Below are 25,133 nucleotides of genomic sequence, written 5' to 3' on the forward strand. Positions count from 1 at the left end.
AAGCCGCCTATCTTCACCGTCATCAACGAAGGAGAAGAGCCATGGGCCTGTTTGCCATACTGCACCACCTCATCCGCCCGTTCACCAACCTGACACGGCGTAGCGACGAACAGCGACGCAAGGAAATGCTGGAGCGCAGCCTTTCGCGGATACCGCCGCATCTGCGCGACGACGTCGTCGCGAAGGAGAAGTTCTGGATCTATGACTGAGCGGCAATGCCCCGGCCAGGCCCGGCTGGCCCGGCCGGGCCAAGGCATGCTGCGCTGCGGCGAACCGCATCACGTCTGCATGATGATCGTCAAATCGAGAAAAATCGCGCCATTCTGCCAGCCGTCCGGGCAAAAAATCGCCGGACTTGCGGCGCATCGTCTTTCCTGACGCTTTTGCTTGTGTCAATGTCGCATATAGACAATTGGCGGCCCGATTTCTTGCAGAAGTTAAGTTTTTCGCGGCTCCTTATTTGGCGGTGTGTGCACAATGGTGAGATCATTCGTCTTTTATCTGATACCCCAATTCTCGCTTCTGCCGTTTTCCGGCGCGATCGAGACATTGCGCATTGCCAACAGAATGCTCGGTTACGAGGCCTTTCGCTGGCGTATCGCTTCCGATCTCGGCGGCAAGGTCTATTCCTCAAGCGGCATCGCCATCGACAGCGACAGTTCGCTCGCCGATGAGCGCCGTGCCCTGATGGGCGAAAAGCGCGCCGACCTGGTGCTGGTCTGTTCCGGGCTCGACGTCGAGGACTACTACAACAAGTCTTTCGATGCCTGGCTGCGCGAACTGAACAATCGCGGCTGTCGCATCGGCAGCATGTGCACGGCGACGCATCTTCTTGCCCGCGCCGGCCTACTGAAGGGCAAGCGCTGCGCCATCCACTGGGAAAACCTTCCGGGTTTCACCGAAACCAACCCGGAAATCGATGCCCATGCCGATCTCTTCCAGATCGACCGCAACATCTATACCTGCGCCGGCGGCACCGCCTCGCTCGACATGATGCTGAACCTCATCGGCCGTGAATTCGGCGATGGCCTGGTCAATGCCATCTGCGAACAGGCGCTGACCGACCGCGTCCGGCCTTCGACCGAGCGCCAGCGCCTGCCGCTGAGAGCCCGCCTCGGCGTGCAGAACGGCAAGGTGATGCAGATCATCGAATTGATGGAGGCGAACCTCGCCGAACCGCTGTCGCTGATCGAGATCGCCGACGCCGTCGGCCTGTCGCGCCGCCAGATCGAGCGGCTGTTCCGCCAGGAAATGGGCCGCTCGCCAGCGCGCTATTATCTCGAAATCCGACTCGACCGCGCCCGCCGCCTGCTGGCGCAATCGGCGATGCCGGTGGTCGATGTCGCGGTCGCCTGCGGTTTCGTTTCGGCCTCGCATTTCTCCAAATGCTACCGCGAGATCTATCACTGCTCGCCGCAGCAGGAACGGGCGCAGCGCCGCCAGGCCCGCATGGTCGTGCGTGAAAACGCGATGAGCCTCGCCGTCTGAGCAACGCCGCAAAGACCAGGTGGACTGGAGGCCGAGAGTGAAGAATGCAGCCTCACAGCGATGCGAAGAAGATACAACCCGTGGCAGCCTCCGACCGACCCTGATATGGTTTCCTCATGAAACATGTTGAATTCAAAACCGCAGATGATCTGGCCAGTTGGCTTGGCAAAAACCATGCCGAAGAGACCGAACTTTGGGTGCGAATTTTCAAGAAAGGCTCCGGCAAGCAGTCGGTCAACTGGCAGGAATGCGTCATCGCAGCCATCGCCTGGGGATGGATCGATGGTCGCAAGAACGCGCTCGACGACCACTCATACCTTCAGCGCCTCACCCCCCGTAGAAGAAAGTCCAACTGGTCCCAGAAAAACAGGGAGCACGCCGAGACCCTCATCGCAGACGGCAAGATGTCGGCCTTTGGCCTCAGCCAGGTCGAAGAAGCCAAGGCGGATGGTCGCTGGGACGCAGCCTATTCAGGCCAGGCCGATATGGTCATTCCGCAAGACTTTCTGGACGCTCTCGAAGCGCATCCCAAAGCAAAAGCGTTCTTCGCGACGCTCGGCAGGGGCAACCGATTCCCGATCTACTACAGGCTCACGACAGCCAAGAAGCCCGAAACGCGCTCGAGACGGATGCAGAAGATATTAGAGCAACTGAACCGTGGCGAACCGCTCTAGATCGGCTCGCGGATTGTCGGCTTTCATTTTCGTGTAAAGAACCCGAAGCTGCTCTCGCGCGCCTAAACTCAGCCTTTCAGCAGCAGCGTCACCCAGCCGTCGCGCCAGTAGGTGCGCACATGGCGAAGGCCGACGGTATTGTAGGCCGAGAGCACTTTCCAACGCTGCTCGGCGAGAATGCCCGAGAGGATGACCGAGCCTCCGAGGGCCAGATGCTGCGAAAGCCCGGGCGCGAGCTTCATCAGCGGCCGGGCGAGAATGTTGGCGATGATCAGATCAAAGGGGGCGGCCCGTGCAAAGGCCGCGTGGTGAAACCCAGGCGCCGTCGCAAAATCGACGCCGGAGACGATGCCGTTCAGCCGCGCATTGGCGCGGGCGACGCGGACGGCGACGGGGTCGACATCGGTCGCCAGCACCGGGATCGGCGCCAGCATGCGCACGGCCATTGCCAGAACACCCGTGCCGGTCCCGAGGTCAAGCGCGTTCTGCGGCCGCTCCGCCTTCAGCACCGTATCGATCATTTCCAGGCAACCGATCGTGGTGCCGTGATGGCCGGTGCCAAAGGCTTGGCCGGCGTCGATCTCGATTGCGAGGTCGCCCGGCCGCACATGGTGACGGTCATGGCTGCCATGGACGAGGAAACGTCCGGCACGCACCGGCTTCAGGCCCTCGAGCGATTTCGCGATCCAGTCGATATCGGGAATGTCTTCACGTTCCACCGGGGGATGGTCGCTGCCGAACAGGCGCTCCAGCACGGACGCAAATATCTCCGCCAGCGCCGCAACCTCCGAAGCATCCTCGAGATAGACCGAGGCCTCCCAGATGTTCGCCTTCTCGTCGATCTCCATCGTTGCGAGCGCATAGGGCTCCTCGCCGAGGGCGGCGGAAAGGCCATCGAGCACCTGCCCTGCCCCGGTTTCATCGGTGGTGACGTAAAGTCTGAGCTGGCTCACGGCGGCGGTCTCTTTCTGGTGGTTCATTCGGTCGGCCTGCGGCAGAAGCTCAGCCCTTCAGCAGGTTCTCGAGCTTCTTTCGGGCGACCTCGGGGTCTTCGTCATAGGCGATGGTGCCGTCCAGCACACCACCGTCATCGAGCATGAACACGGCAGCGTTGTGGTTCATCGTGTAATCGCCGTCCGGGTCGTTCGGATCGAGCGGCACCTTTTCATAGTAGATACCGAAGCCATCGACCATCTTCAGCACCTTTTCCGGATCGCCGGAGACGCCGACAATGCGATCGGTGACGTTGGAGAGGTAGCGATGCATGATTTCGGGCGTGTCGCGTTCGGGATCGACGGTGATCCAGTAGGCGTCAAACTTGTCGCCGTCGGGGTCGACCTCGTGCAGAAGCCCGTTCAGCTCGTAGAGCGTCGTCGGGCAGACTTCCGGGCAATGGGTGAAGCCGAAGAACAGCAGCGTCGGCTTTTCGCGGAAGGCGGCTTCGGTGATCTCTGCGCCGTTGCTGTCGGTCAGCGCGAATTTCGGCCCGAAGGGAACGTTCATCATCTTTTCGTTGGTGCGGCCGATCTCGTAGACCAGCCAGGCAATCATGGCGCAGATGATGACGACAGCAGCCCAGAGCACCCGTCGGAAAGTCTTCATGCCGTTCATTCCTCAAGCAAACCGTGCCGGCGGTGCCATTCCTCGATCGAAAGTTCGGGATAGCCGCCGAAGTGGACATGGCCGGGCCCCTCCGGCACCTGCACCCATTCGGCCTTGGAATCAAGCATGATGTGGACGATTTCGGGCGGCGTCGGCAAAGGCGTGTCGACCGCGGAGGCCATCGGATGCACCAGTTCCGGCCAGCGCGGGTCATAAAGATAGAGCGAGGTGCCGCATTCGCCGCAGAAATGCCGTTCGCCCTCGGAATGGCCGTGCGCCATGCGCGCATGATAGAAACGCTTGTATTCGGCGCCCTCGATCTCAAGCGTGGCCGAATCGGCACCGAGATTAATGGCATAGCCACCGCCACCACCGGTCTTGCGGCAGATGCTGCAGTAGCAGCGCATATAGGGATAGGGGGTGCGGCTTTCGACCGAATAGCGGACCTTGCCGCACTGGCAGCTTGCCTCGAGTTTCATGGCGCTCTCCCGGGTGTCACTTGCGCTTTGCGACCGAACGAAGCGAACTAGTTCGGCGCCCCGTTTTCCCACACCACGTCCTGACCGTAAAGCGGCACGGTCGAAAGCGACATCTTGGCCGAGCCCTCCACCACCTCCCGCGTGTGGGCAAGATAGACCAGCGTCTGATTTTCGCTGTCATAGATCCGGTTGATCACAAGCTGCTTGAAGATCAGCGAACGACCGGCCTTGAACACTTCCTCGCCACCCTTGTCGAGCGCGATGTCGCCGATCCGGATCGGTCCGGTCTGGCGGCAGGCGATCGAGGAATTCGACGGATCCTCGAACCAGTTGCCGTTCGAAAGCCTGTCGATGATCGAGCGGTCGAAATAGGCGATATGGCAGGTCACGCCATCAACCTCCGGATCCTGCAACGCCTCGACGATGATGTCGTTGCCGACCCAGTCGACCCCAACCTCGCCAACCTCGGCGGCCGAAGCGGCAGAGGTCAGGGCTGCCAGACCGGCCACCAGTGAAATCAAAAATCCGCGCATCCCAAATCTCCCGTAGAACTGGTTTTGAAGATAGGAAGGCGCGGTAGTGTTACAAGCGGTTGACGCGCAAAGCTGCGGGAGAAACACTCAGATCGGTTCGGAAAAATCAGTTCGCCTACGCCCCGATGAGCGCTAGCCACTCATCCTCGTCCATCGTCTGAACGCCCAGCTCTTCCGCCTTCTTCAGCTTGGAGCCTGCGCCAGGGCCGGCGACGACGATGTCGGTCTTCTTCGAGACAGAGCCCGAGACCTTGGCGCCGAGGCTTTCGGCCTTGGCCTTGGCCTCGTCACGGGTCATCTTTTCGAGCGTGCCGGTAAACACCACCGTCTTGCCCGCGACGGGGCTGGAAAGATCGACACGCTGCTGGTCGTCCTCCGGCGTCACCTCCTGCAGCAACCGGGCGATGACATCTGTGTTGTTTTCCTCGGCATAGAATTCGACGATGGCGCGGGCGACGACGGCGCCGATGCCGTCGATATTGTTGAGGTCGTCCCAGGCATCCCCCTCGCCTGCCGCCGCCTCCCGCATCGCCTTCTCGAAGGCGCTGTAGGAGCCATAGGAGCGGGCGAGCAGCTTTGCCGTCGTCTCACCGACATGGCGGATGCCGAGCGCGAAGATGAAGCGGTTGAGCGCGATACTCCGGCGCTCGTTGATCGACTGGAACAGGTTGGCGACCGAGGTCTTGCCCCAGCCGTTGAAATTCTCGAGCTTCGTCAGCGTATCGCCCTGCCGGCGCTCCAGCGTGAAGATATCGGGCGCGGTGCGGATCGAAAGCGCCTCGTCCTCATGCTCGAAGAAGAAGTCTACCTGCTTGGTGCCAAGCCCTTCGATATCGAAGGCATTGCGCGAGACGAAATGCTTCAGGTGCTCGACCGCCTGCGCCCGGCAGGAGAAACCCGCCGTGCAGCGGCGCACCGCATCGAGCTTGCCGGTTTTCTCGTTGATCTCGCGAACCGCATGGGCACCGCACACCGGGCAGTGATCCGGAAACACATAGGCAACGGCATCTTCCGGCCGCTTGTCCGGCACGATATCGACGATCTGCGGAATGACGTCCCCGGCGCGCTGGACGACCACGTAGTCGCCGACACGGATATCGCGGCCCTCGCGGATCGGCTCGCCGTTCGAGCCCTTGCCGGCGATATAGTCCTCGTTGTGCAGCGTCGCATTGGTGACGACGACCCCGCCAACGGTGATCGGTTCGAGCCGTGCCACCGGTGTCAGCGCTCCGGTGCGGCCAACCTGGATGTCGATCGCCGTCAACCGCGTGATCGCCTGCTCGGCCGGAAACTTGTGCGCCGTCGCCCAGCGCGGCGAGCGCGAGCGAAAGCCGAGGCGGGCCTGCAGGTCCAGCCGGTCGACCTTGTAGACGACGCCGTCGATATCATAGTCGAGATCGCCGCGCTGAACGCCGATCTCGCGATAGTGGTCCAGCAACGCTTCGGTCGAGGACAGCCGTTTCATCAGCGGATTGACCGGAAAGCCCCACGCCTCGAAGGTCTTCACCATGCCCATCTGGGAATCGGCCGGCATTTCCGACATTTCGCCCCAGGCATAGGCGAAGAATTTCAGACGGCGCTTCGCCGTCACCTGCGGGTCGAGCTGACGCAGCGAGCCCGACGCGGTGTTGCGCGGGTTCACATAGGTCTGCTTGCCCTCTTCGGCGAGCGCGGCGTTCAGCGCCGCGAAATCGCTCTTCGCCATATAGATCTCGCCGCGAACCTCGACGATCGCCGGCGCGTCCTTCGGCAGGCGATTCGGGATTTCGGATATGGTGCGGACATTCGCCGTCACGTTTTCGCCGGTAGCCCCATCGCCGCGGGTGGCGCCGGAAACCAGCACGCCGTCCTCATAGCGCAGCGACATCGACAGCCCGTCGATCTTCGGCTCTGCCGTAAAGGCGATCGAGCCATCCGGCATCTGTCCCAGGAAGCGATAGACCGAGCCGATGAAATCCTGCACGTCCTCATCGGAAAACACGTTGCCGAGCGACAGCATCGGCACGCTGTGGGTAACCGGGGCAAAGGCCTCGGACGGCGCCGAGCCGACGCGACGCGACGGCGTATCGGCACGAATGAGGTCGGGGAACCGCGCCTCGATCTCGTCATTGCGGCGCTTCAGCGCGTCATATTCTGCGTCGGTGATCTCCGGCGCGTCCTTGCCGTGATAGGCCTCGTCATGGCGCGCGATCTCGGCCGCGAGCGCGGCAAGCGCGGCTTCCGCCTCTTCCCGGGTCAGCGCATCGACCGCTTTCTTCGCCATGGCACACTCCTTCGCGACGTTTCCGCTGAATTAGAGCACCGGACAGGGTGCGGGCAAGCTCAAAGCGGCGCGCGTGCCGCTTCGCCATCGCCGGCGCGGTCCTCGCCGCGCAAAACGGCGGTATCGAGCAGCGCCGTCAGCGGCAGATGGTCCGAAGCGACGCGGGCCAGCGGCGAATCATGCGCGGCGAGATCGAGCACCAAGCCGTCGCGGTTGGAAATGATTCGGTCGAGCGCCAGCACCGGCCAGCGCGCCGGAAAGCTTGCCCTCGGCGGCGGCAGTTCGCCGAAGGCGGCTTCGAAGCGCTTCAGCGCCGAGCCATCGCCAAGCCGCCACTCGTTCATGTCGCCCATGATCAGCGAGGCCGCCTCGTCGCGATTGCCGAGGAGACCGAGAATATGATCCGCCTGCTGCCGGCGCGAGACCCTGAGCAGGCCGAGATGCACGGCAACGACCCGCAGCAAGCTCCCGTTGTTCAGCGCAATCTCGGTGAGCAACGCCCCGCGCGGCTCAAGCCCCGGCAGTTTCTCGCGGCGAATGTCTCTGATCGCGCCATCGCGAAACAGCAGCACGTTTCCGTGCCAGCCATGCGCGCGTACACTTGCCTCAGCCGGCACGGCGATCAGCCCGGTTTCCTGTTCGATCCGCTTCAGGTCGAGCAGGCCGGTGCGTTCGCCGAATCGGGTATCGGCTTCCTGCAGCGCGATCAGGTCGGCGCCGATCTCGCGGATCACCTCGAAGGTCCGGTCGGGATCGAGCTTGCCGTCGACGCCGACGCATTTGTGCACGTTATAGGTCGCGACCCTCAGGCCTTCGCCCTGCAACGGCACGGCCTCTTCCGGCCGTTTCCCGTTTTCGCGGATCGAACGCATAACGGCATTTGCAAGCGGCGATTTCAAAGGTTTCATGACGGCGAGGCATTCCCATTCAGCGTCGGTGACCGGCCTTTACATTCGACAACCAATATGGCGCTTTTCAGAGATAGGGCAATCCCAGCCAGAGGATGCGGTCGCGCAAACGCCAGACAAACGGTCGGGCCGCCAGAGCCTCCAGCGTGATCCGCTCCGAATTCGTCAGCGCGCCACCGATACGGGTTTCGAGATCATTGGCGAAGTCGGCATCAAAGACTTCCATGTCGGTCTCGAAGTTCAGCCTGAGCGAGCGGGCGTCCATGTTCGAGGAGCCGAGATAGGACCACTTTCCGTCGATCGTCATCAGCTTGGAGTGGTTGAACGGGCCGCGATCGCGCCAGATGCGGGTGCCGTCGCGGATAATCTCCGCAAACTGTGCCGTCATCGCATAGTCGACCAGAGCCAGGTTGTTGGCGCCGGGCACGACGATGTCGACCTTGACGCCGCGCCGCGAGGCGGTGGCGAGCGCGGAGACGAGATCGCGGTCGGGCAGGAAATAGGGCGACATGATCATCACCCGTTCTTCCGCGACTGAAAGCGCGCCGATGATCATGCTGTTATTGTTGCCGAGATTGCGATCGGGACCGGATGGCACGATGCGGGCGACCACGCCATCGGGGCTCGCCATCTTGTCGTCGAACTGCCAGGCGGGGCCTTCAAGCGCCTCGCCGGTTTCGAAATACCAGTCGGTGGCGGCAACCGAGAGATAGTCGGCGACGGCCGGGCCGTGCAGCTCGAAATGCGTGTCATGGGCGGCGTCCTTGCCGGTGAACGCCTCGCGGATGTTCATGCCGCCGGCAAAGGCCGTGTCGCCGTCGATCACCATGATCTTGCGGTGGGTACGCAGGTTGGCATAGGGCAGCCGCATGCGCAGCAGAACCGCGCCGTTGAAGGTGGCGACGCGCACGCCCTTGTCCCGCAAAAGCCCGGTGATGCGCGGGCGCGAATAGCGCGCGCCGATGGAATCGATCAGGATCCGGACCTCGACCCCACGCTGAACAGCGGCCGCAAGGCTGTCGACGAAGCGACGGCCGATCGAATCGGCGTCGAAGATATAAGTCTCCATCAGGATCGAATGTTCGGCGCGGTCGATGGCTTCGAGCATCGCCGCATAGGCATCATCACCGGTGGTCAGCAGCCTGACCGTGTTGCCGGCCGTCGCCGGCGTGCCGGCAACGCTGTTGCCGAGGTTCCAGAGCGCCGCCATGCGCGGACCGAAGGCTTCTGCGATTGCCTCCCGGCTCACCAGGTGCAGCTTCTCCTCGCGTGCTACCGCGTCATAGAGCCCGGTGCGCCGGTCGCGCACCGAGGCGCGGCGCATGCGGTTGATACCGGCCACCGCATAGATCAGCGCTCCGAGGATCGGCGACAGCATGATGACGCCGACCCAGCCGATGGCAGCGCGGACCTCGTCCTTGGTCATCGTCGCATGAATGGCGGCGGTCGCGCCGAACAGGAAGGATATGACCGCCAGAATATGCGGCCAGTAATGCTGCAGAAAGCCTTCCATCGGCGTACGTCCCCTTCGTCGCTATGCCACCGCAATGGAGGCGGTTCGTGGCCGAGGCCTCCGCTCCTCTTGTCTCCCACCTAGGGGAGGGAAATGCCCCGACAGGGGCAGAGAGGGTGAACCCTTTCGGCAATTTCGGCGTTCGCGGCCTGTGCCCCTACCCCTCTCTGTCGCATTGGCGACATCTCCCCCGCAAGGAGGGATATCGACGGGAGCAAGTCCGCATTTGTCTTCATCCTATATCAGCAAAACCCAATCAACCATCGCCGGCAAGCAGCTTGGCCGCAGCAGCGCGCGCTTCGGCGGTCACGCTTGCCCCCGCCAGCATGCGGGCAATCTCCTCCTGCCGCTCCTCGGGACCGATGACGGCGACGCGGGTGCTGACCATGTCCTTGCTGCCGGCCTTGGAAATGAGGAAATGTCCGCCGGCGCGGGCGGCGACCTGCGGGGCGTGGGTGACCGAGAGCACCTGCACATTTTCGGCGAGCCGTTTCAGTCGCTGGCCGATCGCATCCGCAACCGCGCCACCGACACCGGTGTCGATCTCGTCGAAGACCAGCGTCGGCGCCGAGCCCTTGTCGGCAAGTGCCACCTTCAGCGCCAGCAGGAAGCGCGACAGCTCGCCGCCTGACGCGACCTTCATGATCGGCCCCGGCCGCGTGCCCGGATTGGTCTGAACCTCGAAGGACACCGTGTCGATGCCGTCAGCGGTGGCATCCTGCGGGTCGCTGGCGACAACGGCGGCGAAGCGGGCGCGCTCGAGCTTCAGCGCCGGCAATTCGGCCTGCACCGCCTCGCCAAGCTGGGTTGCCGTCTCCTGACGCTTGACCGACAGCCTGCCCGCGGCCTCGCCGTAGGCCTTTTCCGCCGCCTCGGCTTCGGCCGCAAGGGCGGCGAGCCGGCTCTCGCCAGCATCGAGTTCGTCAAGATCGGCCACCATGCGGGCGGCAAGCGCCGGCAATTCGGTCACAGGCACGTTGAACTTTCGGGCAGCACCCCGGATCGCAAACAGCCGCTCCTCGACGCGCTCCAGTTCCTTCGGATCGAAGGCGGCACGGTCAAGCGCCGCCTCGACCTCCATCTGCGCCGACGACAGCTTGTCGAGCGCATCGTCGAGCAGTTCGACGGAGCTTTCCAGGAGACCGGGAGCCTCATGCGACTTGCGCTCCAGCCGACGCACCAGCGAGGCGATCATCGGCACGGGAGACGCATTACCACTCAGGAATTCCAGCGCTTCGGAAATATCGCTCGCAACCCGCTCGGACTTCATCATCGTTGCCCGGCGCTCGGCGAGCTCGTCCTCCTCGCCGTCGACCGGCGAAAGCGTCTGCAGTTCTTCCACGGAGGCACGCAGGTACTCGGCCTCGCGCATGGCTTCCTCGATATGAGCGCGATGCTTCTTCAGACGGCGCTCGGCATCTTTCCAGACGCGGTGAAGCTCGCCGACCGTTTCGACATCCGGCACGAGCCCGCCGAAGGCATCAAGCAACCGGCGGTGGCCATCGGCCTCGATCAGCGCCCGCTCGTCGTGCTGGCCATGGAACTCGACAAGCATACGCCCCGCCTGGCGCATCAGCTGGACACTGACGGACTGGTCGTTGATGAAGGCACGAGTGCGGCCGTCGGCAGTCTGCATCCGCCGGAAGATCAGATCGCCCTCGTCATCTAGGTCGTTCTCGCGCAGAAACGCACGCACCGGATGTCCCATGGCGACATCGAAGACGGCAATCACCGATCCCTGGTCCTGGCCGTGACGCACGAGAGCGCCATCACCGCGGGCGCCGAGCGCCAGCGACAGGCTGTCGAGCAGGATGGATTTGCCGGCGCCGGTCTCGCCCGTCAGCACGGAGAGACCTTCGCCGAGATGCAGTTCCAGCCGCTCGATCAGGACAATGTCACGAATGGAAAGCTGAACAAGCATGTTGTTGTTCGCGCCTTGGGGGCTCAGCTCGGTTTGGCGCTCGAAACGTCAGAACCGCGGCCGGCCGATTTCGGCTGGAGCCCCTGTTTGTTCAAGAGATCGTAGGCACGCTGGTACCACGGGCTGTCGGGGTAGTTATGCCCCAGCACCCACGCCGCATTCTGCGCCTCGGAGACGATGCCCATCGCATAATAGGCCTCGACCAGACGTTCGAGTGCTTCCTCGATCTGGTTGGTATCGGAATAGTCGTCGACGACGGTGTCGAATCGCGAAATGGCGGCGACATAGTCCTTGCGCTCGAGATAGTAGCGGCCGATCTGCATGTTCTTGCCGGCGAGCTGGTCGCGGGCATAGCGGATCTTGGCGCGCGCATCCGTCGCGTAGTCGGAATCCGGATAGTTGTCGATGACGAGCTGCATCGCCTCGATCGTGCTCCGGGCCGCGGCCTGGTCCTGCGTCACATCGGCAATCTGCTTCGAATAGGAAAGCCCCATCAGATACTGCACATAGGCCGCATCCGGCGAGTTCGGATAAAGCGACATGTAGCGCTTGGCCGAGGTGACGGCCGCATCATACTTGCGCGAGCGGTACTGCAGGTAGGTCTGCATAACCAGTGCCTGACGGGCTTCGTCCGACAACGGGTTCTGGTCCTGGATCGCCTTGAACTTGCGCAGCGCCTCCGAGACCTTGCCGGCGTTGATATTGGCCAGCGCCTCGTCATAAAGCTGCTGCGGCGGGTCCGCCTCATACTGAAGGGTGGTGATATCCACGTCCTTGTCGCGCGAGCATCCGGCAAGCACCAGGCCGGCGCCAAGGATAATGGCGGCGGGCAGCGCGCTCACGCGAATCGAACCCTGAATCTTTCGGTTTTTCATACCAGTCATTCAATGTGCCCTATCTGCGCGTCAACAAAACGCTATGCGACGTTTGACGCTGTTTTACGCATATCCGCGAGGCAAGAGCAATCATGTGCCGGCAAAATCGCACATATTTATGTCGTTTTGCCACCGCATGGGCCGCTGACACCCCTTTGCAGGACAGTCGCAGACATCACTGTTTTAGCTCGAAGAATCAGTACGGCCCGGCCTGACATCTCAGGACCGGGCCGCAACCGCAATCTGATTTTGGCGCCTCAGGACACCGGACCGGCGAGGATCGCCTCTTCCTGGCGCAGGCGGAACGGCAGGGCGCCGCGCGGCGAGACGACAACGCAGGCGCCGGCCGTTTCGAACAGGGCGCGAACCGCAGCCGCGTTCAGCGCGTGGCCACCGCGATAGGAGCGGAACGCCCCGGCAAAACGCATGCCCATCATGGCGAGATCGCCGACGGCATCGAGCGTCTTGTGACGGACGAACTCCTTCTCGTAGCGAAGGCCCTCCGGATTGATGACGCGGTTGTCATCCGAGATCACCACGGAGTTCTCAAGCGAGGAGCCGAGCGCGAAGCCACGGGCCCACATCGGTTCGACGTCGCGCATGAAGCCGAAGGTGCGCGCACCCGAGAGCTCGCGACGAAAGGTCTCCGCGGTCATGTCGCCGCGCCATTTCTGGCGGCCGATGACCGGGGTGTCGAAATCGATCTCCACGTCGAACAGCGTGCCCTCATAGGGGCTGAACTCGGCCCAGCCGGAGCCGTTCTCGACGCGCACCGGCTTGGTGACGCGAATGAAGCTGCGCTTTTCGGAAAGGGTGACGATGCCGACTTCGTCGATCGCCTCGACGAACACCCGCGAGCTGCCGTCCATGATCGGCACTTCCGGGCCGTCGATGGTGACGGTGAGGTTGTCGACGCCGAGCGCATAGAGCGCGGCCATCACATGCTCGATGGTGGCAACCCAGCGTGCCGGATTATCGCCGAGCACGGTGCAGAGCGCCGTCGGGCCGACATTGTCGGAGACAGCCTTGTAGCTTGCGATCAGACGGCCATTTTCATAGCGTTCGAAAACGATGCCGTGATCGGCAGCTGCGGGCTGCAATTCCATGCTCACCGGCTTGCCGGAGTGCACGCCGATTCCCGCAGTCCGAACCGTACCCGCAATCGTGGTCTGCAACCCGAAATATCCAGCCGACATAGCAACGCCCTTAAAACAGTCTTTTGTCACATTGCCGCGACGACCCGCTATCAGCTTCTGCGGCTATCCCTTAACGCACAACCACAGCAGATGGACGCGAGTCCCGCGCCTTTAGCCAGATACTTACGCACGCGGCAGTTGGAAACCAAATCACTGTTTCTTTCGATATGTTACGAAACACGTAAAAACCCGGCCGCCACAGGCGACCGGGTCACTTCACGAGAAGGTTTTGGAAAAGACGGTTACCGGTTCCCTAATCGGGTGAAACCGAAAACCGCGGCGATCAGTTAGCCTGACGACGCAGGAAGGCGGGAATATCGAACTGATCGTCATCCTGACGCTGCTGGGCGGGCTGTTCGGCCTGCCGGCGCGGCGCGTAAGGATTGCTCTGCGGAGCCTGCTGGGCTGTTTCGCGGCGCGGAGCCTGCTCGACGTGATGCCCTTCAAAGCTCTCGTCGCCGCGGCCAAGCGTATTCGACAGGCGCTTGAACAGGGCCTTCGGGCCACGCTCTTCCTGCTCATGGCGGCGGCTGGTGTTCATTTCCGGCTGAACCAGCGGCGGAAAGTCGGAAACTTCCGGCATACGACGCTGCTGTTCGCTGGCCTGCGGACGCGGCTGCTGCGGTGCGGGCTGCGGGGCAGCGGCACGGGGCTGCTGCGGTGCAGGCTGCGGGGCAACTGCCGGACGCGGGGCGGCCGGGCGCGGTTCCTGTGCGAAGATCTGGCTCTTCGGCTGCATCATCTCACGCGGCTGCTGCTGCGGGGCCTGCGGTGCCTGCGGCATGCGGGTCACGGCCATCTGCAGTTCGCGCTCCATCTCGACTTCCGCCGAGCGGATGGTTTCAGCGATCGGATCGACCTTCGGCTGAGCCTGGCTGACCGGACCGTTTCCCTGACCACCGGTCGAGGTACGGATTTCCGGCGCGCGGGTTTCGCGGCGCTGATCGAAGGCACGGTCGTCATCATGCTGCGCGGCCGAACGATCGATGCCGGTGGCAACGACGGACACGCGGATGATGCCTTCGAGTTCCTCGTCGAAGGTGGCGCCGAGGATGATGTTGGCGTCCGGATCGACTTCCTCGCGGATACGGGTCGCGGCTTCGTCGACTTCGAAGAGCGTCAGGTCACGACCACCGGTGATCGAGATCAACAGGCCCTGCGCGCCGCGCATCGAGGTTTCGTCGAGCAACGGGTTGGCGATCGCGGCTTCGGCGGCCTGCATGGCGCGGCCTTCGCCGGATGCTTCGCCCGTACCCATCATGGCGCGGCCCATCTCGCGCATCACCGAACGGACGTCGGCGAAGTCGAGGTTGATCAGGCCTTCCTTGACCATCAGGTCGGTGATGCAGGCAACGCCCGAGTAGAGCACCTGGTCGGCCATGGCGAAGGCGTCCGCGAAGGTCGTCTTGTCATTGGCAATGCGGAACAGGTTCTGGTTCGGGATGACGATCAGCGTGTCGACCGACTTCTGCAGTTCCTCTATTCCAGCATCGGCAAGACGCATGCGGCGACCGCCTTCGAACTGGAACGGCTTGGTGACGACGCCGACGGTCAGGATGCCCTTGTTGCGGGCGGCCTGGGCGACGATCGGTGCTGCACCCGTGCCGGTGCCACCGCCCATGCCGGCGGTCACGAAGCACATGTGGGTGCCGTTCAGGTGATCGATGATCTCATCGATGCACTCTTCTGCGGCCGCGCGGCCGACTTCCGGCTGCGAGCCGGCGCCGAGACCTTCGGTGACGCCGACGCCGAGCTGGATGACCCGCTGCGCCTTCGTCATCGTCAGGGCCTGTGCATCGGTGTTGGCGACAACGAAGTCGACACCCTGCAGGCCTGCGGTGATCATGTTGTTGACGGCATTGCCGCCACCGCCACCGACACCGAAAACGGTGATCCGGGGCTTCAGTTCAGTAATATCTGGCTTTTGAAGCGTAATAGTCATTTCGTTCCGTTCCTTCTCGCTAAGGCCGCACCGCCATGCGGGCCCATCTCTTGTGTTGGTTAAAAACTTTCCCTCAACCACTGGCCGACGCGTGACAGGCGTCCGCCGCCCGATGCCAGGAAACCCCGCTGTTCCCCGCCATAGGTCTCTTTTTCCGCAAGCTGCGGATAGATCAGAAGTCCGGTTGCCGCCGCGAAGGCAGGCCCCTTGGCCGCTACCGGCAGGCCGGCAACACCCATCGGGCGGCCGATCCGGACATTGCGGCTCAAAATGCGCCGCGACAGTTCGCAAAGGCCGATCAGCTGGCTTGCGCCACCCGTCAGCACCACCCGCTTGCCGACCACCGTCGAAAAGCCGGAGAGCTGGATGCGATCGCGGATCAGCTCCAGCGTCTCCTCGACGCGGGCGCGGACGATCTTCGACAGCACGGCCTTCGAGACCTGACGCTGCTGGTTGTGATCCTCTTCGCCGATCGAAGGCACCGCGATCATCTCGCGCTCGTCGGCGCTGGAGGCGATCGTCGAGCCGTGCACGCATTTCAGCCGTTCGGCATCTTCCATGCGGGTCGACAGGCCACGCGCCAGATCGGTCGTCACATGATGGCCGCCGAGGCTTATGGCATCTGTGTGGACCAGCTTGCCTTCGGCAAAGACCGAGATCGTCGTGGTGCCGGCGCCCATATCGATGGCAGCGCAGCCGAGTTCCACTTCATCATCGACGAGGGCAGCCAGGCCGCTCGCATAAGGGGTCGCCACCATCCGCTCCACCGAAAGGTGCGCACGGTTGACGCAGAGTTCGAGGTTGCGCAGCGCCAGCCGTTCGGCCGAGACCACATGCAGGTCGACGCCGAGCGTTTCGCCGTACATGCCGAGCGGATCGCGGATGCCGCGCTCGCCGTCGAGCGTGAAGCCGGCCGGAACCGAGTGCAGCACCTGGCGCTCATCATTGACCGAGCGGCGCGAAACGGCCGAGAGCACGCGGCGCAGGTCGCTCGAATCGACATCCTGTCCGCCGAGGTCGATCGCCGCCGTATAGGTGTCGCTCTTCAGCCGACCTGCCGAAACATTGACGATCAGGCTGTCGATGGTGATGCCGGCCATGCGCTCAGCCGCATCCACCGACTGGCGGATCACCGCTTCGGCAGCATCGAGATTGACGATGACGCCGCTCTTGATGCCCTGCGAGCGCTGATGGCCGATGCCGATGATTTCGATATTGTGGGTGCGGCCGGGCAGGATCTGGCTTTCGGCACGCGGGGTCAGCCGCGCGATCATGCACACGATCTTGGATGAACCGACATCGAGGACGCTGACGATATGCGTCTTCTTCGACGAAAGCGCCCGGCCACGGCCGGAAGTGCCAAACAGCGTCACAGGCGCCTCCCCTTGTTCTTGTAGGTCTTCTGCAGGGCTTCCACCGCTTCGGTGCGCTGCTCCATCGCCTCGGGCGTGAGCTGCACGGCGACGCGGTCATCGAGCCTAAGATCGATCGCGGCGACCTGGCGCTCGAGGATCGAGCGGCTTTCGTCGAGCGACTTCAGCCGGGCGACAGCCGCATCGGAGCCCATTTCCGGCAGCTTCACCAACACGCCGTTATCGAGGTAGAGGTCCCAGCGACGGCCATCGACGCGCTTGTAGGCGCGCACGCGGCTTGCAAGTTCCGGCCACTCCGACAAGAGACTGCCAAGGCCCTCGACGGCGAAGTTCGCCCCCTGCCCCAGCACCAGCGGCAGACGCTTGAATTTCGGTTCGTTGATCGGCCCGATGACATTGCCGTCATGCTCGATCATCAGCACCCGGCCATCCTCCTGCTGCCACAGCGCATAGGGTACGCGCTCGGTCAGCGAGACCTTGAGGGTCGACGGATAGACCTTGCGGACATCCGCATCGGCCACCCAGGGCAGGTTCAAAAGTTCGCCACGGGCGCGCTGGATATCGAGGCCCTGCAGCGAATAGGCGTTCTCGAGGCCAAGGTTCTGCAGCACCGCAATCTCTGACGTCTCGTGGTTACCGGAAATCTCGATGTCCTCGACATAGAAGCCGGAAAGACGGAAGGCGGCGCGGGTGACGACATCGCCCTTGCCCGCGACGACGATCGCGTTGGCGCCGACGGCGAGGAAGAAGACCAGCGCCGCGGCAGTGCCGACATGTTTCGGCACAGGCGTGCGACCGGTCGCCAGCCCGCCGGCGACACGAACGGCCCGGCGGACCGGACGCGGCAGCACGCCCGCGCGACCATTCGGGTCGACGGTACCGCCTTCAGTCATGTCCTGCCTTTTGCCACTCACCGCAAACACGAAGCATCCTCCACCATCCAACGGAGAAAAGCGCCAAAACTGTAACCTGCATCGGCCGCCATTTCGGGAACCAGCGATGTCGGGGTCATGCCGGGCTGGGTATTCACTTCCAGCCAGATAATCCCTTCTTCGCCGAGCGTTTCGTCAAACCGGAAATCCGACCGGCTGACGCCGCGGCAACCGATTGCCTGATGCGCCTCAACTGCCAATGATTGAATCTTTTGGTAAATATTCGGTTTAAGATCGGCAGGAAGGATGTGTCTTGAGCCGCCCGGACGATATTTTGCGTCGAAATCGTAGAATTTCTGACCAACGGGAACGATCTCGGTGACGCAGAGCGGCCGACCATCGATCACGCCGCAGGTAAACTCGCGCCCCTTGATGAACCGCTCGACCATCAGGATTTCGCCGAAATGCCATTCCGTCGAAGCGACTGACTGCGGCGGACCGCTCTGACCCTCATCGACGATCAGCACGCCGAAGGACGAGCCCTCGTTGACCGGCTTCAGCACATAGGGTGGCGCCATCGGATGATCGCTGCCGATATCGGCGCGCTTCGTCAGCAGGCTTTCGGCGACGGGAATGCCGCAGGCAGCGGCAACGCGCTTGGCCTGCGCCTTGTTCATCGCCAGCGCGGAAGCCAGAACGCCGGAATGCGTATAGGGAATTTCGAGATATTCGAGGATGCCCTGAACCGTCCCGTCCTCACCGAAAGGGCCATGCAGCGCATTGAAGACGATGTCGGGCCGGACCTCGGAGAGAACCGTCGCAACCTCGCGGGTGACGTCGATGCGGCTGACACGGTAGCCCTCGGCTTCGAGCGCATCGGCGCAGGCATTGCCTGAGGCAAGGCTTACCGGGCGCTCCGAGGAGAATCCGCCCATCAATACAGCTACATGTCCGGAGCTCATGCCCGTCCCCATCTTCACCGGCGAAAGCCGGAGCACACATTCGGAATATCGCTTTTTTGTGGAAAGCGTTTCGTATTCCCATTAGTGCCGGATGATGGTTAATGAAGCGTTTACTATGGTTAACCGAAGCAAAAAATCATTTGGCCAAGAGGCGGTTAGCGTCCCGCAACGATGGTCGGGCGGGCGAGCCGCCCGCCCTGCAGATACAGCGTAAAACTGGCTGAATTCAGGAGATCTTCGCCAGATCACCCGGCAGGCGTTGCGCCCAGTTGGTGATGCTGCCGGCGCCGAGCATGACCACAAAATCGCCCGGTTCGGCGATGCTTGCGATCTTTTGGGCAAGCTCCGATTCGTCGGCGAGATATTGCGCGTCACGATGACCCGCAGCGCGCATTCCGGCGACGAGCGATTCGGCGTCGAAGCCCGGACGCGGGTCTTCGCCGGCCGCATAAACAGACGCGATGAAGACGGTATCGGCATCGTTGAAGCAGCCGGTGAAATCCTCGAACAGGCTTTCGAGACGCGAATATCGGTGCGGCTGGTGAACGGCGATGATGCGACCCTTGCAGGCCTCCCGCGCCGCTGTCAGCACCGAGCGGATCTCGACCGGGTGGTGTCCGTAGTCGTCAAAAACCTGAACGTCATGCCATGTGCCGACCAGGGTAAACCGGCGCTTGACGCCACTGAAGGCGGCGAGCCCCTTGCGGATATCGTCCTCGGAAATATGCAGCCGATCGGCAACGGCGATCGCCGCCGTGGCATTCGATACATTGTGCCGGCCGGGCATCGGCAGAGCGAGGTTTTCGAGCTTCACCGAAGGGCGGCGGCGACGGCGGATATCGACGTCGAAAATCGTGCGCGTGCCTTCGGTGCGGATGTTGGAAAAGCGAACGTCGGCCTGCCGGTTCTCGCCATAGGTAACGACGCGGCGGTCCTCGATCTGACCGACGAGCGCCTGCACTTCGGGATGGTCGAGACACATCACGCCGCAGCCGTAGAACGGCACGTTCTCGACGAACTGGCGGAAGGCCGCGCGCACGCCGTCGAATGTACCGTAGTGGTCGAGATGCTCGGGGTCGATATTGGTGACGACCGCGATTTCGGCGGGGAGCTTCAGGAAGGTGCCGTCGGATTCGTCAGCCTCAACCACCATCCACTCGCCCTCGCCCATGCGGGCATTGGTGCCGTAGGCATTGATGATGCCGCCATTGATGACAGTCGGGTCCAGTCCGCCGGCTTCGAGAAGCGAAGCGACCATCGAGGTGGTCGTCGTCTTGCCGTGGGTACCGCCAATGGCGATGGCATCGCGAAAGCGCATCAACTCGGCCAGCATTTCGGCCCGGCGAACCACAGGCAGGTGCTTCTCGCGGGCGGCGACGAGCTCGGGATTGGTGCGCTTGATGGCGGAGGACACCACGACGACCTCGGCGTCACCGAGATTTTCGGCCGCATGACCGATGGAAACAGCAATCCCCTTCTCACGCAGACGAAGCACATTGGCGCTTTCGGCCTGGTCGGAGCCCTGAACCTCGTAGCCGAGATTCTTCAGCACCTCGGCAATGCCGCTCATGCCGATGCCGCCGATGCCGACGAAATGAACGACACCAATCGCGTCTGGCATTCTCATCAGTCTGTTCCTTCAATCGTCTTGCCGGCGGCGAGCGCTTCCGCCATGTCGGCGAGCTTCTCGGTCGCATCCGGCCTGCCGGCGGCGCGCGCTGCGCCTGCGGCTGTTGCAAGTTTCTCGGGATTTTCGACGCCGTCCTTCAGGATGGCAGCGAGCCGCTCCGTCGTCAGCTCCGACTGGCGCACGACCTCGGCGCCACCATTCCTGGAAACCAGCGCGGCATTCGCCGCCTGATCGTGGTCGAGTGCGTGCGGATAGGGCACGTAGACGGCGGGGCGGCCGATGACTGAAAGCTCGGAAACGGTCGAAGCACCAGAGCGGCAGATCACCAGATGCGCCGCGCCGATGCGCCGCGCCATGTCGCCAAAGAACGGCGAGATTTCCGCCGGCACGCCGAGTTCGGCAAAGCGGGCTGTCACTTCATCGACATCCTCCGGCCGCGCCTGCTGGGTTATGCGGAAACGCGCCCGCATCTCGGCCGGCAGGGCCTCGAGTGCATCAGGGATGGCTTCGGCGAAGAAATGCGCCCCCTGGCTGCCGCCGAAAACCAGCAGGTTGAACGGGTCCTCGACACCACGCACCGGATAGGCCGAGCCAGCCGCTTCGAAAACGGCCGGCCGAACCGGATTTCCGGTCTCGAAGATCTTGCCGGCATAGTGCGGGTCATCGCGCGTCAGGAAGCCGCCCGCAATGGCGTTGACGCGCGGGGCAAGCATCTTGTTGGCGCGGCCCATCACCGCATTCTGCTCATGCAGCATGGTCGGTATGCCAACACTGGACGCGGCGTAGATCGGAGGTACGGTCGGATAGCCGCCGAAACCGATGACCACGGCCGGGCGGTATTCACCGAACAGGTTGCGGGCAACGCGCGATCCGCGGAAGAGCGTGATGCCGGCGCGGATGATCGCAATCGGGTTCTTCGAACCGATCGTCGCCGAGGGCACGACATGGATCTTCTCGGCAGGAAACGTCCCTGCGAAGCGCTCGGCGCGACTGTCGGTAACGAGATGAACGCGGTGGCCGCGGCGAATAAGTTCATGCGCCAGCGCTTCGGCGGGAAACACATGGCCGCCGGTACCGCCGGCGGCAAGAAAGAACACTTTGCTGTCCATAGCGCGCCCCTACTCCGCCGCGACGCCGCGCGGCTTGCCGGGTTCATAGTAATGGTCCTGCCGCGCCCGCTTTTCCGGCCGGTGACGGGTGAGTGCCAGGATGAAGCCGGCGCCGACGCAGGTCGCAACCATCGAAGAGCCGCCAGCCGAAATCAGCGGCAGGGTCATGCCCTTGGCCGGCATCAGCTGCAGCGCAACGCCGATATTGATGATCGACTGCATGCCGAACTGCAGCACGAGGCCGGCGACGGCATAACGGGTGAAATCATCACGCTCGCGATAGGCATGCATCAGCCCGCGCAACACGATGAAGGCGAAGATCGCGACGATGAACAGGCAGAACAGGATGCCGAACTCCTCGGCCGCCACGGAAAACACGAAGTCGGTATGACTGTCCGGCAACCTTCGCTTGACGATGCCCTCGCCCGGACCCTGCCCGAACAGGCCGCCACGCTGGATCGCCTTGGCGGCAAGCTCCACCTGCATGTTGTCGCCCTCGCCGGTCAGGAACCGGTCGATACGCGAGGTCACGTGCGGCAGCCAGGTATAGGCCGCCAGCACGCCGGCAACGGAGGCGCCGCCGAGCCCGACGATCCAGATCCACGACATGCCCGCCATGAAGAAGATGCCGCCCCAGATGATCGACAGCAGCACCGTCTGGCCAAAGTCCGGCTGGGCGATGAGCAGCACCGCGGACACGATGAAAATCATGCTGGCAAAGAGATTGCCGGGGATTTCCGGATAGCGCTGGTGCTCGGCGAAGAGCCAGGCGCACACGACGGCGAAGGCCGGTTTCAGGAACTCGGATGGCTGCACCGACTGTCCGAGGATCACGATCCAGCGCCGCGAGCCGTTATTCGATGTGCCGATGAACAGCGCCGCCACCATCGCCAGAAGCGCGCCGATCAGCATGACGATCGCGATCCGGCGGATCATCTTCGGCGAGCAGAAGGAAAGCGAGATCATCACCGCGAGCGCCGGCGCGATGAACAACGCATGGCGGCGCACGAAGAAGAAACTGTCATAACCGAGCCGTTCGGCAACCGCCGGCGAGGCCGCGAAAGAGAGCATGAAGCCGATGCCCATCAGCGTGATGAAGGCGGCAAGCAGCCATCGGTCGATGGTCCAGAACCAGTCTGCGATCGGGCCTCTTTCTACGCGACTGACCATGGCTTACGCCTCCTCCTTGACAAGCGGTTTCACCCCGTCGAGTGCCATGACCGCGCTGACGAAGGCATCGCCGCGCTGTTCGAAACTCCTGAACTGGTCGAAGCTGGCGCAGGCGGGCGACAGCAGCACCACCGGTGCAGCGGTCCCGCCCGCGGCGGCATCATCGGCAGCAGCGCGCACCGCCGCGTCGAGCGTGCCGGCCAGCACGGTCTCGACCTTGCCGTCGAGCGTCTCGGCAAAGGCCGGAGCCGCTTCGCCGATGAGATAGGCTCTGGCAATCTTCGGAAAGAACGGTGCAAGCGAGGTGATCCCGCCCGCCTTGGCACGTCCGCCCGCGATCCAGTAGATGTCGCTGAAGGACGCAAGTGCCGGCGCCGCCGCATCGGCATTCGTCGCCTTGGAATCGTTGACGAAGAGCACGCCGTTCAGCTTGGCGATCGGCTGCATGCGGTGCGCAAGGCCAAGGAAGCTTGCCAGCCCCGTGACGATTTCGGCATCCGTTAGCCCGACAGCTTCGCAAGCGGCGATCGCGGCTGCGGCGTTCTGGCCGTTATGGGCGCCACGAAGGACGGGATGGCTGGAGAGATCGGCGATGACGGTATCCGCGCCGGCGGCGTCAACGGCAACGATGGCGCCGCCGTTGAAGGCGATGCCGGTGTCGACCGTCGCACGGTCCTTGGAAATACGAACGACGCGGTGATGCACCGCATCAAGCCTTTCGGCGATGGCGCGGCAGTAGTCATCGTCGACGCCGATCACCGCGACGCCCGCCTGCATCACCAGCCGCTCCTTGATGGCGGCATAGTTTGCCATGTCGCCATGGCGGTCGAGATGATCAGGGGTCAGGTTCAGCAGCAATCCGGCATCCGCATCAAGCGTCGGGGCGAGATCGATCTGGTAGGACGAGCACTCGACGACATAGAAGCGATCAGAGGTCAGCGGCGAAAGGTCGAGCACCGCACGGCCGATATTGCCGCCGACCTCGGCCTTGCGTCCGGCCTTGTCTAGGATATGGCCGATCAGCGCCGTGGTCGTCGACTTGCCGTTGGTCCCGGTGATCGCGATCAGCTTGGCTTCCGGCGCCGTCTTGCGGCGTTCACGGGCGAAGAGCTCGATATCGCCGATGATCTCGACGCCGGCCGCCTTCGCCATCTCCACCGTCCAGTGCGGCTTCGGGTGGGTAAGCGGCACGCCGGGCGCGAGAACGAGAGCTGCGAACGCGCTCCAGTCGACGGTGCGCAGATCGGTGACGGCAATGCCCGCGGCTCGTGCCGCATCGCAGCTTTCCGGCTTGTCGTCAAAGGCGACGACATCCGCACCGCCGGCGGCCAGCGCGCGGGCGGTGACCAGCCCCGAGCCGCCAAGGCCAAAGAGCGCTACTGTCTGACCGGAAAAAACGGTGACCGCGATCACGTCCGCACCTATCTCAGTTTCAGGGTCGAAAGGCCGATGAGGGCAAGGCCGAAGGAGATGATCCAGAAGCGGATCACGACCTGGCTTTCGGTCCAGCCGAGCTTTTCGAAATGGTGGTGGATCGGCGCCATCAGGAAGACGCGCCGCTTGGTGCGCTTGTAGACGGCGACCTGGACGATCACCGAGAGCGCCTCGAGCACGAAAAGGCCGCAGATGATCGCCATGACGATCTCGTGCTTGGTGGCAACAGCGACCGAGCCGATCAGCCCGCCGAGCGCCAGCGAACCGGTATCGCCCATGAAGATTGCGGCCGGCGGCGCGTTGAACCAGAGAAAGCCCATGCAGGCACCGATGACGGCGGAAAGCAGCACGACGAGTTCGCCGGTGCCAGGCACGTAATTGATCTGCAGATAGGTGGCGAAGACCGAGTTGCCGACGACGTAGGCAATCACCGCAAACGAGGAGGCGGCGATGATCACCGGCACAGTGGCGAGACCATCAAGCCCATCCGTCAGGTTCACCGAGTTGCCCGCGGCAACGATGACGAAGGCGCCGAAGGGGATGAAAAACCAGCCGAGGTCGAGGACAAAATCCTTGAAGAAGGGAAAGGTCAGGGCCGAGCTGAGCGTGGCGCCGTCAATGGTGGCGAGGTTTGCCGCATACATCATGAAGGCGACCGCGCCACCGGCAATGATGAATTCGAAAAACAGCCGCCGGCGGCCGGAAAAGCCCTTGTCGGACTGTTTCGTGACCTTCAGGTAGTCATCATAAAAGCCGATCGCGCCGAAACCGAGGGTCACCAGCAGCGTCGCCACCACGTAGGCGTTGGAAAGGTCCGCCCACAGCAGCGCCGAGCCGACGATGCCGGCGAGGATCATCAGCCCGCCCATGGTGGGCGTACCGGCTTTCTTGAAGTGAGTCTGCGGCCCGTCGGCGCGGATCGGCTGGCCCTTGCCCTGCCGGATCTTGAGCGCCGAAATGATCGCCGGACCGAACAGGAAGACGATCAGCGCAGACGTAAAGACCGCCGCGCCGGAGCGGAAGGTGATGTAGCGGAACAGATTGAAGAACTGGAACCTGTCGGAAAACTCCACAAGCCAAATCAGCATAAACGCCCCTTTCCAGCGACGGCCGGATGCGCCGGACGTCCCGCCTCGGGACATCGCCGGCGCATCAATTTCTGGTTTTTCGCCGACCCTCAATCGAATCG

General features: G+C 63.1%; 23 protein-coding genes. 4 read left to right on the forward strand and 19 right to left on the reverse strand.

Going from position 1 to position 25,133, the window contains the following annotated elements:
• Positions 1–41 precede the first annotated feature (41 nt).
• The 4 genes from TM49_RS23705 to TM49_RS18160 all read left to right on the forward strand — a co-directional run bounded on the left by TM49_RS23705 (position 42) and on the right by TM49_RS18160 (position 2,162).
• Entirely contained in the window at positions 42–209 is a 168-nt protein-coding gene (locus TM49_RS23705) for a hypothetical protein (protein ID WP_158498661.1), read from the forward strand.
• Entirely contained in the window at positions 202–378 is a 177-nt protein-coding gene (locus TM49_RS23710; protein WP_158498662.1) for a hypothetical protein, read from the forward strand. The genes TM49_RS23705 and TM49_RS23710 overlap by 8 nt, the downstream gene beginning before the upstream one ends.
• Before the next feature lie 99 nt (positions 379–477).
• Complete coding sequence (locus TM49_RS18155) at positions 478–1,488, forward strand: GlxA family transcriptional regulator (RefSeq protein ID WP_045683321.1); 1,011 nt, start codon at positions 478–480, stop codon at positions 1,486–1,488.
• Positions 1,489–1,604: 116 nt separating this feature from the next.
• The gene (locus TM49_RS18160) at positions 1,605–2,162 is read left to right on the forward strand and encodes a YdeI/OmpD-associated family protein (RefSeq protein WP_045683322.1); all 558 of its coding nucleotides are present in this window, start codon (positions 1,605–1,607) and stop codon (positions 2,160–2,162) included.
• 68 nt (positions 2,163–2,230) lie between these two features.
• Here TM49_RS18160 and TM49_RS18165 read toward each other — a convergent pair whose 3' ends face one another.
• The 19 genes from TM49_RS18165 to mraY form a co-directional block, all read right to left on the reverse strand.
• Positions 2,231–3,115, reverse strand: coding sequence for a 50S ribosomal protein L11 methyltransferase (locus TM49_RS18165; protein ID WP_045685459.1), 885 nt, complete (start codon positions 3,113–3,115; stop codon positions 2,231–2,233).
• Between the two features lie 49 nt (positions 3,116–3,164).
• Positions 3,165–3,764 (reverse strand): SCO family protein, encoded by a 600-nt coding sequence (locus tag TM49_RS18170; RefSeq protein ID WP_045685461.1) that lies wholly within the window; start codon positions 3,762–3,764, stop codon positions 3,165–3,167.
• Positions 3,765–3,769: 5 nt separating this feature from the next.
• Positions 3,770–4,243, reverse strand: coding sequence for a GFA family protein (locus TM49_RS18175; protein ID WP_045683323.1), 474 nt, complete (start codon positions 4,241–4,243; stop codon positions 3,770–3,772).
• A 47-nt stretch (positions 4,244–4,290) separates the two neighbouring features.
• Positions 4,291–4,776, reverse strand: coding sequence for a CreA family protein (locus tag TM49_RS18180; protein ID WP_045683324.1), 486 nt, complete (start codon positions 4,774–4,776; stop codon positions 4,291–4,293).
• A gap of 115 nt (positions 4,777–4,891) precedes the next feature.
• Positions 4,892–7,039: an NAD-dependent DNA ligase LigA gene (ligA, locus tag TM49_RS18185; protein ID WP_045683325.1), complete on the reverse strand. Its 2,148-nt coding sequence runs from the start codon at positions 7,037–7,039 to the stop codon at positions 4,892–4,894.
• A 59-nt stretch (positions 7,040–7,098) separates the two neighbouring features.
• Positions 7,099–7,947, reverse strand: coding sequence for an endonuclease/exonuclease/phosphatase family protein (locus TM49_RS18190; RefSeq protein WP_045683326.1), 849 nt, complete (start codon positions 7,945–7,947; stop codon positions 7,099–7,101).
• A 67-nt stretch (positions 7,948–8,014) separates the two neighbouring features.
• Complete coding sequence (locus tag TM49_RS18195) at positions 8,015–9,460, reverse strand: phospholipase D-like domain-containing protein (RefSeq protein ID WP_045683329.1); 1,446 nt, start codon at positions 9,458–9,460, stop codon at positions 8,015–8,017.
• Between the two features lie 256 nt (positions 9,461–9,716).
• Positions 9,717–11,381, reverse strand: coding sequence for a DNA repair protein RecN (gene recN / locus TM49_RS18200; protein ID WP_045683330.1), 1,665 nt, complete (start codon positions 11,379–11,381; stop codon positions 9,717–9,719).
• Positions 11,382–11,404: 23 nt separating this feature from the next.
• Positions 11,405–12,256 carry an outer membrane protein assembly factor BamD gene (locus tag TM49_RS18205; protein ID WP_082074804.1) on the reverse strand — a complete coding sequence of 284 codons (852 nt, stop codon included), beginning with the start codon at positions 12,254–12,256 and terminating at the stop codon, positions 11,405–11,407.
• 257 nt (positions 12,257–12,513) lie between these two features.
• Positions 12,514–13,452, reverse strand: a complete 939-nt coding sequence (lpxC, locus tag TM49_RS18210) for a UDP-3-O-acyl-N-acetylglucosamine deacetylase (RefSeq protein ID WP_045683334.1) — start codon at positions 13,450–13,452, stop codon at positions 12,514–12,516.
• 283 nt (positions 13,453–13,735) lie between these two features.
• The gene (gene ftsZ, locus TM49_RS18215; protein WP_045683336.1) at positions 13,736–15,394 is read right to left on the reverse strand and encodes a cell division protein FtsZ; all 1,659 of its coding nucleotides are present in this window, start codon (positions 15,392–15,394) and stop codon (positions 13,736–13,738) included.
• A gap of 59 nt (positions 15,395–15,453) precedes the next feature.
• A complete protein-coding gene (gene ftsA, locus TM49_RS18220) occupies positions 15,454–16,767 on the reverse strand; it encodes a cell division protein FtsA (protein WP_045683338.1) in 1,314 nt (437 codons plus the stop codon).
• A complete protein-coding gene (locus TM49_RS18225) occupies positions 16,764–17,660 on the reverse strand; it encodes a cell division protein FtsQ/DivIB (protein ID WP_045685463.1) in 897 nt (298 codons plus the stop codon). Before TM49_RS18225 ends, ftsA begins: the two co-directional genes overlap by 4 nt.
• A gap of 17 nt (positions 17,661–17,677) precedes the next feature.
• Entirely contained in the window at positions 17,678–18,601 is a 924-nt protein-coding gene (locus TM49_RS18230) for a D-alanine--D-alanine ligase (RefSeq protein ID WP_045685465.1), read from the reverse strand.
• Between the two features lie 226 nt (positions 18,602–18,827).
• Positions 18,828–20,228: a UDP-N-acetylmuramate--L-alanine ligase gene (gene murC / locus TM49_RS18235; protein ID WP_045683340.1), complete on the reverse strand. Its 1,401-nt coding sequence runs from the start codon at positions 20,226–20,228 to the stop codon at positions 18,828–18,830.
• Positions 20,228–21,340, reverse strand: a complete 1,113-nt coding sequence (murG, locus tag TM49_RS18240; RefSeq protein ID WP_045683342.1) for an undecaprenyldiphospho-muramoylpentapeptide beta-N-acetylglucosaminyltransferase — start codon at positions 21,338–21,340, stop codon at positions 20,228–20,230. Before murG ends, murC begins: the two co-directional genes overlap by 1 nt.
• A gap of 9 nt (positions 21,341–21,349) precedes the next feature.
• Positions 21,350–22,510 (reverse strand): putative lipid II flippase FtsW, encoded by a 1,161-nt coding sequence (gene ftsW, locus TM49_RS18245; protein ID WP_045683344.1) that lies wholly within the window; start codon positions 22,508–22,510, stop codon positions 21,350–21,352.
• A 3-nt stretch (positions 22,511–22,513) separates the two neighbouring features.
• The gene (gene murD, locus TM49_RS18250; RefSeq protein ID WP_045683346.1) at positions 22,514–23,923 is read right to left on the reverse strand and encodes a UDP-N-acetylmuramoyl-L-alanine--D-glutamate ligase; all 1,410 of its coding nucleotides are present in this window, start codon (positions 23,921–23,923) and stop codon (positions 22,514–22,516) included.
• Positions 23,924–23,931: 8 nt separating this feature from the next.
• Entirely contained in the window at positions 23,932–25,032 is a 1,101-nt protein-coding gene (gene mraY, locus TM49_RS18255; RefSeq protein WP_045683348.1) for a phospho-N-acetylmuramoyl-pentapeptide-transferase, read from the reverse strand.
• Positions 25,033–25,133 lie beyond the last annotated feature (101 nt).

This window comes from Martelella endophytica (genome assembly GCF_000960975.1).
In the GTDB taxonomy this organism is placed as follows: domain Bacteria; phylum Pseudomonadota; class Alphaproteobacteria; order Rhizobiales; family Rhizobiaceae; genus Martelella; species Martelella endophytica.

What these genes read in the sequence shown, in the direction of transcription:
- TM49_RS23705 (WP_158498661.1), top strand. Translation starts at nt 42, where the DNA reads ATGGGCCTGTTTGCCATACTGCACCACCTCATCCGCCCGTTCACCAAC.
- TM49_RS23710 (WP_158498662.1), top strand. Translation starts at nt 202, where the DNA reads ATGACTGAGCGGCAATGCCCCGGCCAGGCCCGGCTGGCCCGGCCGGGC.
- TM49_RS18155 (WP_045683321.1), top strand. Translation starts at nt 478, where the DNA reads ATGGTGAGATCATTCGTCTTTTATCTGATACCCCAATTCTCGCTTCTG.
- TM49_RS18160 (WP_045683322.1), top strand. Translation starts at nt 1,605, where the DNA reads ATGAAACATGTTGAATTCAAAACCGCAGATGATCTGGCCAGTTGGCTT.
- TM49_RS18170 (WP_045685461.1), bottom strand. Translation starts at nt 3,764, where the DNA reads ATGAAGACTTTCCGACGGGTGCTCTGGGCTGCTGTCGTCATCATCTGC.
- TM49_RS18175 (WP_045683323.1), bottom strand. Translation starts at nt 4,243, where the DNA reads ATGAAACTCGAGGCAAGCTGCCAGTGCGGCAAGGTCCGCTATTCGGTC.
- TM49_RS18180 (WP_045683324.1), bottom strand. Translation starts at nt 4,776, where the DNA reads ATGCGCGGATTTTTGATTTCACTGGTGGCCGGTCTGGCAGCCCTGACC.
- ligA (WP_045683325.1), bottom strand. Translation starts at nt 7,039, where the DNA reads ATGGCGAAGAAAGCGGTCGATGCGCTGACCCGGGAAGAGGCGGAAGCC.
- TM49_RS18190 (WP_045683326.1), bottom strand. Translation starts at nt 7,947, where the DNA reads ATGAAACCTTTGAAATCGCCGCTTGCAAATGCCGTTATGCGTTCGATC.
- TM49_RS18195 (WP_045683329.1), bottom strand. Translation starts at nt 9,460, where the DNA reads ATGGAAGGCTTTCTGCAGCATTACTGGCCGCATATTCTGGCGGTCATA.
- recN (WP_045683330.1), bottom strand. Translation starts at nt 11,381, where the DNA reads ATGCTTGTTCAGCTTTCCATTCGTGACATTGTCCTGATCGAGCGGCTG.
- TM49_RS18205 (WP_082074804.1), bottom strand. Translation starts at nt 12,256, where the DNA reads ATGAAAAACCGAAAGATTCAGGGTTCGATTCGCGTGAGCGCGCTGCCC.
- lpxC (WP_045683334.1), bottom strand. Translation starts at nt 13,452, where the DNA reads ATGTCGGCTGGATATTTCGGGTTGCAGACCACGATTGCGGGTACGGTT.
- ftsZ (WP_045683336.1), bottom strand. Translation starts at nt 15,394, where the DNA reads ATGACTATTACGCTTCAAAAGCCAGATATTACTGAACTGAAGCCCCGG.
- TM49_RS18225 (WP_045685463.1), bottom strand. Translation starts at nt 17,660, where the DNA reads ATGACTGAAGGCGGTACCGTCGACCCGAATGGTCGCGCGGGCGTGCTG.
- TM49_RS18230 (WP_045685465.1), bottom strand. Translation starts at nt 18,601, where the DNA reads ATGAGCTCCGGACATGTAGCTGTATTGATGGGCGGATTCTCCTCGGAG.
- murC (WP_045683340.1), bottom strand. Translation starts at nt 20,228, where the DNA reads ATGAGAATGCCAGACGCGATTGGTGTCGTTCATTTCGTCGGCATCGGC.
- murG (WP_045683342.1), bottom strand. Translation starts at nt 21,340, where the DNA reads ATGGACAGCAAAGTGTTCTTTCTTGCCGCCGGCGGTACCGGCGGCCAT.
- ftsW (WP_045683344.1), bottom strand. Translation starts at nt 22,510, where the DNA reads ATGGTCAGTCGCGTAGAAAGAGGCCCGATCGCAGACTGGTTCTGGACC.
- mraY (WP_045683348.1), bottom strand. Translation starts at nt 25,032, where the DNA reads ATGCTGATTTGGCTTGTGGAGTTTTCCGACAGGTTCCAGTTCTTCAAT.